This is a genomic window from Streptomyces sp. NPDC059037, assembly GCF_042740015.1.
Classification (GTDB): domain Bacteria; phylum Actinomycetota; class Actinomycetes; order Streptomycetales; family Streptomycetaceae; genus Streptomyces.
Genome location: NZ_JBHYIG010000283.1, coordinates 1 through 12,509, shown reverse-complemented (window position 1 = coordinate 12,509; position 12,509 = coordinate 1). Strand labels below are relative to the sequence as shown.

Annotated in this window: 8 protein-coding genes and 2 pseudogenes; 4 read left to right on the top strand and 6 right to left on the bottom strand. The window is 71.4% G+C overall.

What is annotated here, in order from left to right:
* The 3 genes and pseudogenes from ACFWY6_RS37700 to ACFWY6_RS37690 form a co-directional block, all read right to left on the bottom strand.
* Window positions 1–263, bottom strand: a pseudogene (locus tag ACFWY6_RS37700) (gfo/Idh/MocA family oxidoreductase); the annotation flags it as partial.
* A gap of 222 nt (window positions 264–485) precedes the next feature.
* Window positions 486–1,196, bottom strand: a complete 711-nt coding sequence (locus ACFWY6_RS37695; protein WP_384700267.1) for a response regulator — start codon at window positions 1,194–1,196, stop codon at window positions 486–488.
* Complete coding sequence (locus ACFWY6_RS37690) at window positions 1,193–2,377, bottom strand: sensor histidine kinase (RefSeq protein ID WP_384700265.1); 1,185 nt, start codon at window positions 2,375–2,377, stop codon at window positions 1,193–1,195. The genes ACFWY6_RS37695 and ACFWY6_RS37690 overlap by 4 nt, the downstream gene beginning before the upstream one ends.
* A gap of 268 nt (window positions 2,378–2,645) precedes the next feature.
* Between ACFWY6_RS37690 and ACFWY6_RS37685 the strand changes: the two genes are divergently transcribed.
* On the top strand, window positions 2,646–4,862 hold the full coding sequence (locus ACFWY6_RS37685) for an MMPL family transporter (protein ID WP_384700263.1): 2,217 nt from the start codon (window positions 2,646–2,648) through the stop codon (window positions 4,860–4,862).
* A gap of 30 nt (window positions 4,863–4,892) precedes the next feature.
* Here ACFWY6_RS37685 and ACFWY6_RS37680 read toward each other — a convergent pair whose 3' ends face one another.
* The gene (locus tag ACFWY6_RS37680; protein WP_384700261.1) at window positions 4,893–7,811 is read right to left on the bottom strand and encodes an FAD-binding and (Fe-S)-binding domain-containing protein; all 2,919 of its coding nucleotides are present in this window, start codon (window positions 7,809–7,811) and stop codon (window positions 4,893–4,895) included.
* Between the two features lie 57 nt (window positions 7,812–7,868).
* A complete protein-coding gene (locus ACFWY6_RS37675) occupies window positions 7,869–8,312 on the bottom strand; it encodes a MarR family winged helix-turn-helix transcriptional regulator (RefSeq protein ID WP_384700259.1) in 444 nt (147 codons plus the stop codon).
* Window positions 8,313–8,450: 138 nt separating this feature from the next.
* Here ACFWY6_RS37675 and ACFWY6_RS37670 point away from each other — a divergent pair, with 138 nt between their 5' ends.
* The 3 genes from ACFWY6_RS37670 (at window position 8,451) to ACFWY6_RS37660 (ending at window position 12,000) form a co-directional block, all read left to right on the top strand.
* On the top strand, window positions 8,451–10,283 hold the full coding sequence (locus ACFWY6_RS37670; RefSeq protein WP_384700257.1) for an ABC transporter ATP-binding protein: 1,833 nt from the start codon (window positions 8,451–8,453) through the stop codon (window positions 10,281–10,283).
* A 46-nt stretch (window positions 10,284–10,329) separates the two neighbouring features.
* Window positions 10,330–11,154, top strand: coding sequence for an endolytic transglycosylase MltG (gene mltG / locus ACFWY6_RS37665; protein ID WP_384700269.1), 825 nt, complete (start codon window positions 10,330–10,332; stop codon window positions 11,152–11,154).
* A gap of 147 nt (window positions 11,155–11,301) precedes the next feature.
* Entirely contained in the window at window positions 11,302–12,000 is a 699-nt protein-coding gene (locus ACFWY6_RS37660) for an antibiotic biosynthesis monooxygenase (protein WP_384700255.1), read from the top strand.
* 86 nt (window positions 12,001–12,086) lie between these two features.
* Here ACFWY6_RS37660 and ACFWY6_RS37655 read toward each other — a convergent pair.
* Window positions 12,087–12,509 (bottom strand): annotated as a pseudogene (locus ACFWY6_RS37655) (beta-galactosidase); the annotation flags it as partial.

Here is a 12,509-nt window from a genome sequence, read left to right as displayed (position 1 = left end):
TCGATGCCGACCGGCACGGTGGTGCGCCGCTCGATGGGCAGGCCGACCTTGGTGTGGCCCTGGCGGGGGGGCGCTTGGGCGGCGGCCGCGGTGGCCCCCTGCGGGGTGTCGGCCTGGGCGGTGCCGCCGGTGAAGGCGCCGAGCCCGAGCCCGGCACCGGCGAGTCCGGCGGTGCGCAGCACGGTGCGGCGGGAGTGGCCGTCGGAGGACGTGTGGCCCTCGGCGGACTCGTCAGGGGCCGGTGTCGCGTTCTCGTCGTGCATCGGGACCTCCGTAGCGATGGGCGGCTGGTCTCTACCACTGGGGCGGAAGCCACCCTGATAGGGGTGCGGCGGAGGCGCAAGGGACGGAAGTGGCCAGAGAGTTGGACTTCTGTCGCCCAGTGCAGGGACTCGTCGTCGCGGCAGGCCTGAAACAGCTGTTTCGCAGCGCCGCTCCCTGCTATCCGCAGCGCCGCTCCCTGCCATCCGCAGCGCCGCTCCCTGCTACCCCTGGCCGCCCACCGCGACAAGACCCGTCTCGTACGCGGCAATCACCGCCTGGGCACGGTCGCGGACGCCCAGCTTTCCGAAGACGCTGGTGATGTGGTTCTTCACGGTCGACACGCTGATGTCCATCGTGTCCGCGATCTCCGCGTTGTCGAGCCCCGTGGCCATGAGCCGCCACACCTCCAGCTCGCGCGGGGTCAGGTCGTTCACGCTCACGGAGGGCGGCTCCGGGCGGCGCGGGGTCCTGACGTACGTGGAGATCAGCCGGGTCAGCAGCCGGGGTGCGACCGCGGCCTCCCCGGTGTGCACCACGCGCACCGCAGCGACCAGTTCCTCCGGGGAGATGTCCTTGGGCAGAAAGCCGTAGGCTCCCGCGCGCAGCGCCGCCACCACGTACTCGTCCATGTCGAAGGTGCTCAGCGCGAGCACCCGGCACCCGGGCAGCTCCCGGGCGAGCTGCCCGGTCGCGCCGACTCCGTCGAGGACCGGCATCCGGATGTCCATCACGACGACGTCGGGCCGCAGCCGGTGCGCGAGGGCCACCGCCTCCGCGCCGTCGCCCGCCTCGCCCACCACCTCGAAGGCCGGATCGGGCGAAAGGATCAGCGCGAGGCCGCGCCGCACCAGCGGCTGGTCGTCCGCGATCAGCACCCTGATCGTCCGTCCAGTCATCGAGCCGTCCGCCGACTCACTTGCCGTCTCGCTCATCGCAGCGCCCCCTCCTCGGCCTTCAGCGGCAGCCGGGCCGACACCCGGAACCCGCCCTCGTCCTGCGGACCGGTCTCCAGCGTCCCGCCGTACAGCGCGACCCGCTCCCGCATCCCGACAAGCCCGTAACCGGACCCCGACGCGGAGCCCCCGAAGCCGCTGCCCGCGCCGTCGTCCGACACCTCCACGGCCAACCCGTCCGGTTCGTACGTCAGTTGTACGGTCGCCCGCGCCTCGCCCGCGTACTTGCGCGCGTTGGTCAACGCCTCCTGCACGATCCGGAACACGGTCAGGCCCACGCTCGGCGGCAGCGGCCGCTCATCGCCCCGTACCTCCAGTGCCGTCGGCAGACCGGCCCGGCACGACTCGGCCACGATCCGCTCCAGGTCCCCGACCCCGGGCTGCGGGGCGGTCGGCGCGTCCTCCGATTCGTCCCCGGCGCGCAGCACGTCAAGGAGCTGCCGCATCTCGCGCAGGGCCATCCGCCCGGAACCCTCCAGGGTGACCAGCGCCTCCCTGACCACCTCCGGATCACCGGCGAGGTTCGCACGGGCGCCCCCGGCCATCAGCTGCATGGTGGTGATGTGGTGCGCCACGATGTCGTGCAACTCCCTGGCGATGCGCCGCCGTTCGTCGGCCACCGCGCGGTCGGCGAGCAGCAGGCGCTTGGCCTCGATGTCCCGCTGCCAGTGGTTCATCACGGCCGCGCCGATGAGCACGAGCACCCCGGTGGCCGCGTTGGCCAGCACGTCCACGACGGTCGGCGGCGGCGCCTGCCCCACCAGCGGCATCGCCACGGCCACCGGCGTCACCGCCGCCGTCACGACCCGGCCCCGGCACCGCACGACCGTGTAGAGGGCGACCACGACGGTGATGTTGAAGTGCTGCGAGACCGGAACGGTCAGGTTCAGCACCAGGTTCACCACCAGGACGGCCGCAAGTGCCGACAGCGGGGCGCGGCGGCGGGCGAGGAGCGGCAGCGCGGACACCACGAGGAGCGCGAACCCCGCCGCCGGGACATACCCGAGGTCGGCATGGCTGCTGAGCGTGAAGCCGATCAGATCCAGGGCCGCGGCCCCGACCGCGACCAGGCCGTCGTTGCGCGTCCATGGCAGCGTCTCGCCGCTCGGCGGAGCCCCCGAAGCCCCGGAGCCCCCACCGGCAGGGCGCGTCGTCGACATTTCTGGTCCTCCCCCCAGCCGCCCGCGCCGGCCGCTGCCGGTACGTCACGACTGTCATGTCTTGATCCATTCTGGCATCGGCTTTCGGATCCACCCCCTCCTCCGGTCCGATCCTCGGTCTGGGACCACGGTCCTGGTCGGTGGCCTCGTACGGCCCTTGCTCCCAGTGCGCTTCTCGTTCCGCGCTCGGACGAATCGCCGGATCCGCGCTGATGAGCTGGTCACAGGCCGGGAGAACCCGGCGCTCCACCCACTGCCGGAGGAAAAAGTGATCCGCGCCCTGACCGGGTTCTCCACCCGCAATCCATGGAAGGTCATCGCCCTCTGGGCGGTGATCGGCATGTTCCTGACGCTGCTCAGCCAGGCGCTGGTCTACCGCGTCACCGAGACCCAGAGCGGCGACTTCCTGCCCGCGAAGTACGACTCGGCCGCCGCGCTGAAGATCGCCGAGGAGCGGTTCGGGGTGCAGCCCGACGCCAACACGGTGACCGTCCTCGTCGCCCGCGAGGACGGCAGGCCCCTCACCGGACCCGACCACCGCCGCGTCGGCGCCGTCGCCGAGAAACTGGGCCGCCAGCGGGTCGAGATGCCCGAGCCGAAGGAGGACACTCCCGCCTTCCTGACCGAGGACCACTCCCAGACGCCCGAGGTCAGCCCCGCCATGGTCGCGCCCGACCGCGACTTCGAGCTGCTCTCCGTACAACTGACGGGCAACTCGACGGACCCCGGTCTGCACGACCTCTACCGCGCCTTCCGCGACGAGGCGAAGGACGAGTTCGCCGAGGCCGGGATGCGCACCGGATTCACCGGCGGTCTCGCGGACCTCGTCGACACCGGCGACGCCGAGGAGACCACCGAGAAGGTCGTCGGCATCCTGATGGTCGGCCTGATCGTGCTGATCAACATCCTGGTGTTCCGCAGCGTGCTCGCCGCGTTCGTTCCGCTGCTCGCCGTCGTCATCATCGGCGGCGCGGCGGCGGGCGCGGTCGTCGGCGCCGCGATGCTCACCGGCATCAAACTCGACCCCTCCACCCCGAGCATGATCAGCGTCGTCCTGATCGGCATCGGCGTCGACTACTTCCTCTTCCTCCTCTTCCGCTTCCGCGAACAGCTGCGGGCCCACCCCGACGCGCCCGCGCGGACCATTTCGGGCGAGGTCAGCGCCCGCGTCGGCACCGCGATCACCTCGGCCGCCCTCACCATCGTGGCCGCCTTCGCGACGCTGGGGATCGCGACCTTCGGACAGTTCCGTGTGCTCGGTCCGGCGATCGCCGTCGCGGTGCTCGTCATGCTCCTTGCCAGCCTCACGCTGATGCCCGCGCTGCTCGCGGTCACCGGGCGCAAGATGTTCTGGCCCTCACGCTCCCTCAAGCGCGAGCCCCGGCCCGGCGCGGCCGCCCGCCTCGGCGATCTCGTCGCCCGCCGCCCGTTCACCCTCGTGCTGGCCTCCGTCGCCCTGCTCGGAGCGCTCGCGGCCGGCCTTGTCGGCATCCGGATGGACTTCGGGCAGACGACCGGTGAGCACGACACCCCGGCCGCGACCACCGCCGCCGAGATCTCCCGCGCGCTGCCCGCCGGAGTGTCCGACCCGACCACCGTCTACGTCACCGCCAAGGAGGGCCGCACCCTCACCGCCGAAGGAATCGGCGCCCTGCCCAAGGCCCTCGCCGAGGTCAAGGGCGTCGGCCAGGTCGGCAAGACCGCCCTCAACGGCGACCGCACCGCCGCCCGTATCGACCTCTATCTGACCGCCGACACCCAGAGCCAGCAGGCCCGCGACCTCGTCTCCGGACCCGTCCGCGACACCGTCGCCGACCACACCCCCGCCGGGACCGAAGCCCATGTCGGCGGCACGGCCGCGATCTTCGCCGACATCTCCACCGCCGTCGATCACGACCTGAGGATCGTGTTCCCGGTCGCCGCCGCGCTGATCGCCCTCATCCTGCTCGTCCTGCTCCGCAGTCTGCTCGCCCCGGCCATCCTCATGATCGCCGTCGGTCTCGGTTTCGCCGCGACCCTCGGCGCCTCCGCCCTCGTCTTCCAGCACCTTCTCGACGAGCCGGGCGTCAACTTCGTTCTGCCGCTGGTCCTTTTCCTCTTCGTCGTCGCCCTCGGCACCGACTACAACATCCTCATCAGCGACCGCATCCGAGAGGAGATGGAACACCCGGGACCGGCCCGCGCCGCCGTCGCCCGCGCGGTGCGCCACACCGCGCCCGCCATCGCCACGGCGGGCGTCGTCCTCGCCGCCTCCTTCGGCAGCCTCGGCGTCAACTCCAACCCCGGCACCCAGCAGATCGGCTTCGCGACGGCGCTGGGCATCATGCTCTCCGCCTTCGTCCTCTCCATCGTCCTGGTGCCCGCGCTCGCCGCGATCCTCGGGCGCAGCACCTGGTGGCCGGTCCGCCCGGGGCGCGCTCATGCCCGCCGGCGCGCCGAGCCCATGGCTTCCCGGCCGCACCACGACCGCGAAGCCGTGCACTGACCGGTCCCGGCTGACGGGCTCCGGGCGACATCACGGACGGGTCGCGCGCTCCAACTCCAGGAGTACGGAGTAGTAGTGACGGCCCGTCGCATGGTCCATGCCGACCTCGCACATGCGGTTCGCCGAGAGGTGCGCGTCGAAGTCCCGTGCCGTGACCTCGGCCGCCTCCTTGCGGGTCGCCGACTCCGTCAGCTCCTTGTGCAGCATCCCGCGGTCGCCCGCGAAGGCGCAGCAGCCGGCGTCGTCCGGGACGACCACTTCATCCGCGCACGCCTCGGCCAAGGTCCGCAGCTGCGCCTCGTCGCCGAGGTGGCTCATGGAACAGGTGGGGTGCAGGACGGCGGAGCCGACCGTGCGGTACACCGTCAGGTGGGGGAGCAGTTCGTCGGCGGCCCAGACGAGGGAGTCGACGATGGTCAGCTCCTGGTGCAACTGCCGGTTGTCGGCGGTGAGATGGGGCACGACCTCGTGCGCGATGCCGAGCGTGCAGGACGAGGCGTCCACGACCAGCGGCAGCCGGCCGCCCGCCGTCCAGCCCCAGGCGGCCTCGACGATGCGGTTGGCCATGACGGTGTTGCCCGCTTCGTACCCCTTGGAGTGCCAGATCGTCGCGCAGCACGTCCCGGCGACATCGTCCGGAATCCAGACCGGCCTGCCCGCGCGCGTGGAGAGGGCGACCAGCGCCTCGGGCAGCGAGCGGTCACCGGGGCTGCCGAAGATGCGGTTGACGCACGCCGGGTAGTAGACGGCGCTCGCGCCCACGCGTGCGGTGTACGGGAGCCTGCGGGCGGCGGCTCCGGGGATGACCGGCAGCCACTCGGGGATCAGATCGGGGCGTACGGCCTTGCGCGCGGCGCGGGTCACCGTGGTCAGGAGCCGGTCGCTGATCCGGTCGGCGGCGGCCACGGCAAGGCGTGCGGAGGCCTCGACCGCCTTGAAGTTCCTGGCGGCGAGCGCGGCCGCCCGCTCCTCGCGCGGGGAGTGCCGCGCGTGCCGGAACTCCTTCATCAGCGCGCCGGTGTCGATGCCGACCGGGCAGGCGAGCTTGCAGGTCGAGTCCCCCGCGCAGGTGTCCACGGCGTCATAGCCGTACGCGTCGACCAGGCTGTCCTCGACCGGTGATCCCGCCGCCTGGCGCATCATCTCGCGGCGCAGCACGATCCGTTGGCGCGGTGTCGTCGTCAAGTCCTCGCTGGGGCAGGTCGGTTCGCAGAAGCCGCACTCGATGCACGGGTCCGCGATCAGCTCCACCTTGGGGATCGTCTTCAGACCCCGGAGGTGCGCCTTCGGGTCGCGGTCCAGGACGATGCGCGGCGCGAGCACCCCGTCCGGGTCGATGACCTGCTTCGTGCGCCACATCAACTCCGTGGCCTTGGCGCCCCATTCGAGCTCCAGGAAGGGTGCGATGTTGCGCCCCGTCGCGTGCTCGGCCTTCAGCGAACCGTCGAAGCGCTCGACGGTCAGCCGGCAGAAGTCGTCCATGAACGCGGCATAGCGCTCCACGTCCGACGGCTTTCCCGCGTCGAAGGCGAGCAGGAAGTGCAGATTGCCGTGTGCGGCGTGGCCCGCGACGGCCGCGTCGAAGCCGTGCCGCGTCTGGAGATCGAGAAGGGCCTCGCAGGCGTCGGCGAGTCGGGACGGCGGCACCGCGAAGTCCTCGGTGATCAGCGTCGTCCCGGAGGGACGCGAACCGCCGACAGCCGTCACGAACGCCTTGCGTGCCTTCCAGTAGCCCCCGATCGTCTTCGCGTCGCGGGTGAACGCGTTCGTCACCGAGGCGACCGGCGCGACCAGTTCCAGCCCCTCGACGACCTGGGCGGCCGCAGCTTCGTACGCCTCCTGACGCGCCTCGTCCGGTGCGCGGAACTCCACCAGGAGCGCCGCCGTCGACTTCGGGAGCCGCCCCCAGTCGGCGGGCACCCCCGCGACACGGGTCGACGCGCGCAGTGTGTTGCCGTCCATCAGCTCGACGGCCAGCGCGCCCGCCTCGTTGAACAGCGGGACCGCCGCGGCCGCGGCCGGCAGGGACGGGAAGAACAGCAGGCCCGTGGTCACCCGGCGGTCCAGCGGGAGCGTGTCGAAGACGACCTCGGAGATGAAGCCGAAGGTGCCCTCGGAGCCCACCATCAGACCCCGCAGGATCTCCACGGGCGTGGCGCCGTCCAGGAAGGCGTCCAGGCGGTAGCCGTTCGTGTTCTTGATCTCGTGCTTGGCGCGGATGCGGGCGGTGAGCTCCGGGTCCGCCTCGATCTCGCGCTTGATCGCCAACAGGCCCTCGCAGAGGGCGGGTTCGGCGTGCGCCAACTGCTCGTCGGCGTCCGGCTCCGCCGTGTCGACGACCGTGCCCGTCGGCAGGACGAAGGTGAGGGATGCGACCGTGCGGTACGAGTTGCGGGTGGTGCCCGCTGTCATCCCGGAGGCGTTGTTCGCGACGACCCCGCCGATCGTGCACGCGATCGCGCTCGCCGGGTCGGGGCCGAGCACGCGTCCGTGCCGGGCGAGCGTGGCGTTGGCCCGCACGACCGTCGTCCCCGGGCCGAGCCGCGCCCGCTCCCCGTCGCCGATGACCTCGACGCCCGCCCAGTGCTCACGCACGTCGACCAGGATGTCCTCGCCCTGCGCCTGGCCGTTGAGCGAGGTGCCCGCCGCGCGGAAGACGACCTCGCGGCTCCTGCCGTGCGCGTACGACAGGACGGCGGAGACGTCGTCGATGTCCTGTGCGACGACCACCACCTGCGGCACGAAGCGGTAGGGGCTCGCATCGGACGCGTACCGCACCAGGTCGGAGATGCCCGTCAGGACCTTGTCGGGGCCGAGCAGCGCGGAAAGCTCCGAGCGCAGCGGCTCCGGAGTGCCCGTGGACCGCCGGTCCGGCACCCGGTCGGGCGCCGGTCCCTCCGTGCGCGACGTCGGGCGCAAGGCCTGCGGCTTCGGCTCCAGCAGCGGCATGGGCTCTCCTCGGCGAGGTCGGCGGTGGCGGCGGGGCCGGCGGCGTCGGCGACGGTCTCAGCGGCGGCGGACGTCCGGCACATCGAACAGCGCGTTCAGCAGGCCGCCGAGCTGGGTGCGCTGCTCGGCGTCCAATGGAGCAAGGATGTCCTCTGCGGCGGCCCGGCGCGCGCTGCGCAGCTCCCTGAGCGCACCGCGTCCGGCGTCGGTGAGCTCGATGCGGATCACCCGGCGGTTGGTGGGATCGGGCACGCGCCGGACGAGCTCACTCGCCTCCAGGCCGTCCACCAGGCTCGTCACCGCGCGCGGCACCACTTCGAGGCGCTGGGCGAGGTCGGCCATGCGGGGCGGCGTCTCGCAGTGCGCGAGGGTGCGCAGCAGACGGGACTGGGCCGGGGTGATGCCGATCGGCACCAGATGGCGCTTCTGGATGCGGTGCAGCCTGCGGGTCAGCCGCAGCAGCTGTTCGGCGAGCAGGCCGTCGGCGTCCGGGGTGTTCATGCGGGAACATTATCAGGACCTTGTGCATTGTGAGTATAGGTAACAGTGAGCTATGCTCCATCAGTCATCGTCGGCTCGTGGACCGTCCGTCAGGGGCGGCCCGCGAGCCGACGGCCGCCTCACCTCCCGTAGGAGCCCATGCGTCACGACGAACCCCGGTGGACACCGCAGCCGCCCTTGGTCCCGGGCCAAGAGGAGCAGCCGCGGCAGATCCGCCGCATCCTGCGCCTCTTCCGCCCCTATCGCGGCCGCCTCGCGATCGTCGGCCTCCTGGTCGGCGCCGCGTCGCTCGTCTCGGTCGCCACCCCCTTCCTGTTGAAGGAAATCCTCGACACCGCCATCCCGCAGGGACGGACGGGCCTGTTGAGCCTGCTCGCCCTCGGCATGATCCTCAGCGCTGTCGTCACCAGCGTCTTCGGCGTCCTGCAGACACTGATCAGCACGACGGTCGGCCAGCGCGTCATGCACGACCTGCGCACGGCCGTCTACGGCCGGTTGCAGAGCATGTCGCTCGCCTTCTTCACCAGGACCCGCACCGGTGAGGTCCAGTCCCGCATCGCCAGCGACATCGGCGGCATGCAGGCGACGGTCACCTCCACCGCCACGTCCCTGGTCTCGAACCTCACCAGCGTCGTCGCCACCATCGTCGCGATGCTCGCCCTCGACTGGCGCCTCACCGTCGTCTCGCTGCTCCTGCTGCCCGTGTTCGTGTGGATAAGCCGCCGGGTCGGCCGCGAGCGCAAGAAGATCGCGACGCAGCGCCAGAAGCAGATGGCCGCGATGGCCGCCACGGTCACCGAGTCGCTCTCCGTCAGCGGCATCCTGCTCGGCCGCACCATGGGCCGCGCCGACTCGCTCACCAAGTCCTTCGCCGACGAGTCCGAGCAACTGGTCGACCTCGAGGTCCGGTCGAACATGGCGGGGCGCTGGCGCATGGCCGTCATCACGATCGTCATGGCCGCCATGCCCGCCGTCATCTACTGGACCGCGGGCCTCGCCTTCCAGCTCGGCGGCCCGACGGTCTCGATCGGCACGCTCGTCGCCTTCGTCTCGCTCCAGCAGGGCCTGTTCCGGCCGACCGTGAGCCTGCTCTCCACCGGCGTACAGATCCAGACCTCGCTCGCGCTCTTCCAGCGCATCTTCGAGTATCTGGACCTGCCCATCGACATCACCGAGCCGGAGCGCCCCGTGCGCCTCGACAAGATCAAGGGCGAGGTCCGCTTCGAGGGCGTCGAGTTCCGCTACGACGCGGACGGCGAGACGGAAGAAGGCCGCAGCCGCCCGATCCTCGACGGCATCGACATCACCGTCCCCGCGGGCGGCAGCCTGGCTGTCGTCGGCCCCACCGGCTCAGGGAAGTCGACGCTCAGCTACCTCGTGCCACGGCTGTACGACGTGACGGGCGGCCGCGTCACCATCGACGGCGTCGACGTGCGCGACCTGGACTTCGACACGCTGGCCCGCGCGGTCGGCGTCGTCTCCCAGGAGACGTACCTCTTCCACGCCTCGGTCGCCGAGAACCTGCGCTTCGCCAAGCCCGACGCCACCGACGAGGAGCTGATCGCGGCCGCCCGCGCCGCCCAGATCCACGACCACATCGCGTCCCTGCCCGATGCGTACGACACCGTCGTCGGCGAGCGCGGCCACCGCTTCTCCGGAGGCGAGAAACAGCGCCTAGCCATCGCCCGTACGATCCTGCGCGACCCGCCCGTGCTCATCCTGGACGAAGCCACCAGCGCCCTGGACACCCACACCGAGCACGCCGTGCAGGAAGCCATCGACGCGCTGTCCGCCGATCGGACGACGCTCACCATCGCCCACCGGCTCTCGACGGTCCGCGGCGCCGACCAGATCGTCGTCCTCGACGCGGGCAGGACCGCCGAGCGCGGCAGCCACGAGGAGCTCCTGGAGCGGGACGGCCGTTACGCCGCCCTGGTCCGCAGAGACGCCCAACTGGAGCCAGCGACATGAAGATATGCATGGAATGTCCGCATTTGTGGTATACCGTGCCCGCATGCTGCAGACCAAGACTCCGCGCCGGGGCGCGATTCGACTGACGCGTCGGGGCCGGATCGCCCTGATCGTGACCGGAGCCGTCGTGGCCGCCACCGCCGTGGCGGTGCCGCTGTTCCTGCCGGACGACAACGCTCGCCCCGAGTCGCTGACCATCCCCGAGGGATGGCGCTCGGGCCAGGTGTACGGCGCCATCGACAAGGCGCTCGGGGTGCCGTCCGGCACCACGAAGAAGAGCCTGCCCAAGGCCGACCTCAAACTCCCCGGCGACGCGGGCGGCAACCCCGAGGGCTATCTCTTCCCGGCGACCTATCCGATCAGTTCCCAGTCGACTCCGGCGTCCGTCCTGTCGTACATGGTGAACACGGCGACCAAGAGGTTCAACGGCGGCCAGGTCACGGCGGGTGCCGACCGGAACGCGGTGAACGTCTACCAGACCGTCACCGTCGCGAGCCTGATCGAGGCCGAGGCCGGCTCCAAGGCGGACATGGGGAAGGTGGCCCGGGTCATCTACAACCGCCTCGACCAGGGCATGCCCCTGCAGATGGACTCGACGATCAACTACGCCCTGAACCGGTCGACGCTGGACACCCGCGACAGCGACACAAAGATCAACAGCCCGTACAACACCTACGTGCGCATGGGTCTGCCGCCCACCCCGATCGGCAACCCCGGCGAGGAGGCCGTGCGTGCGGCGACGAGCCCGGCGAAGGGCGACTGGCTGTACTTCGTGACGGTGAAGCCGGGCGACACCCGCTTCACGTCGAGCTTCGAGGAGCAGCAGAGGAACGTGGCGGAGTTCAACAAGAACAAGAAGTCCGCCAGTTAGTCCGCCAGTTGGTCCGCCAGTTGGTCCGCCAGCCAGGCGCCCCAGGGGATCGCCATCCCGAGGGCGATCCCCCCGCTTGACCTCAACCTCGCTTCAGGTACGAGGCTCTGTGTCGACCGCGCCACGAAGGCTCAGGAGGACGCAACCATGCCCGCACCGACAGCGACCGCTTTCCCCGACGTCCGCCGCAGGGACGCCGGCACCATACTCGTCAGCTCCTGGATCGTGCCGTCACCGGACGTCCAGAGCCGTGCCGCCGACCTCGTGATCGGGGAGTGGGAACGCCAGGAGCGCCCGGACGCGATGCTCTCGCTCACCACGTTCCTGAGCGAGGACGGCGGCGAAGTCCTCAACTACGCGCAGTGGACGGACGACGACGCCCATCGGGAGTGGGTGCGCACGCGGCGCCCCGCAGCCATCGGCAGGGTCGACGAGACCGTGCCCGGCATCGAACGCCCCGGCGTCGTGCGCTATGCGCTGCACCGCAGCTACGTACCGCAGGAGAGCGCGGGCCGACGCCCGGGTGCGCTCGTCACGCCCACCTTCGAGACCGAGGGGCCGCAGAGCCAGCGCGCCCTGAGCGACGCGGTCATCGAGAAGCTGGAGCGGATCCGTCCCGCCGGACTGCTGGGAGCGCACTTCCATGCGAGCAAGGACGGCCGGCGGGTGCTCAACTACGCGGAGTGGGAGGACATGCCGGCCTGGGAGCGCTTCGCCCAGGGCGAGGGTTCGAGCGAGCTGCGCACCATGGTCGGCGCCCTGGACGGCGTCACCCCGGTCGGAGCCCGGCTCGGCGTGCAGCGCTACTTCCCGTACAAGAGCCTGGAGAACATCCCCGCGCCCTGAGCCGAACGCTGGTTCCGGGCGGGCGGGGGGGGGGGGTGGTGGTGGGGGGGGGGGTTGGGGTGCCCCCCGCCGGGCCCACCCCCCCCTTAGCCCAGCTCCACCCGGCCCCCCGCCCTCGCCAGCTCCAGCACCCACACCTCGTTGGCCCCCTCCCGCAGCACCGGCCCGGGGACGTACAGCGAGGTCTGTGGGCCCACCGTCCAGTACCGGCCCAAGTTGAAGCCGTTCAGCCATACGAACCCCCTTGTCCAGCCCGGGAGTTCGAGGGAGGCGTCCCCGGGGGAGCGGAGATCGAGGGTGCCCCGGTAGAGGCCGGGGCGCCCGGCTCCCGCCGCCCCCGCGGCCGGAACGCCCCGCACGGCCGACGCCACGTCGAACGCGTCGAGCCGCAACCCCTGCGCCCGCACCCCGTGCAGATACTGCCGCTCGTGCAGAATCCCCCCGGTGATCCCCTTCGTCTCGCCCGTCCGCGGCCCGGAGTTGACCCGCCCAAGAGACTCCACCCACAG

Excerpts from the sequence above, each read along its gene's own strand:
- ACFWY6_RS37680 (WP_384700261.1), bottom strand. The coding sequence starts at position 7,811 with ATGCCGCTGCTGGAGCCGAAGCCGCAGGCCTTGCGCCCGACGTCGCGC.
- ACFWY6_RS37660 (WP_384700255.1), top strand. The coding sequence starts at position 11,302 with ATGCCCGCACCGACAGCGACCGCTTTCCCCGACGTCCGCCGCAGGGAC.
- ACFWY6_RS37695 (WP_384700267.1), bottom strand. The coding sequence starts at position 1,196 with ATGAGCGAGACGGCAAGTGAGTCGGCGGACGGCTCGATGACTGGACGG.
- ACFWY6_RS37690 (WP_384700265.1), bottom strand. The coding sequence starts at position 2,377 with ATGTCGACGACGCGCCCTGCCGGTGGGGGCTCCGGGGCTTCGGGGGCT.
- ACFWY6_RS37675 (WP_384700259.1), bottom strand. The coding sequence starts at position 8,312 with ATGAACACCCCGGACGCCGACGGCCTGCTCGCCGAACAGCTGCTGCGG.
- ACFWY6_RS37670 (WP_384700257.1), top strand. The coding sequence starts at position 8,451 with ATGCGTCACGACGAACCCCGGTGGACACCGCAGCCGCCCTTGGTCCCG.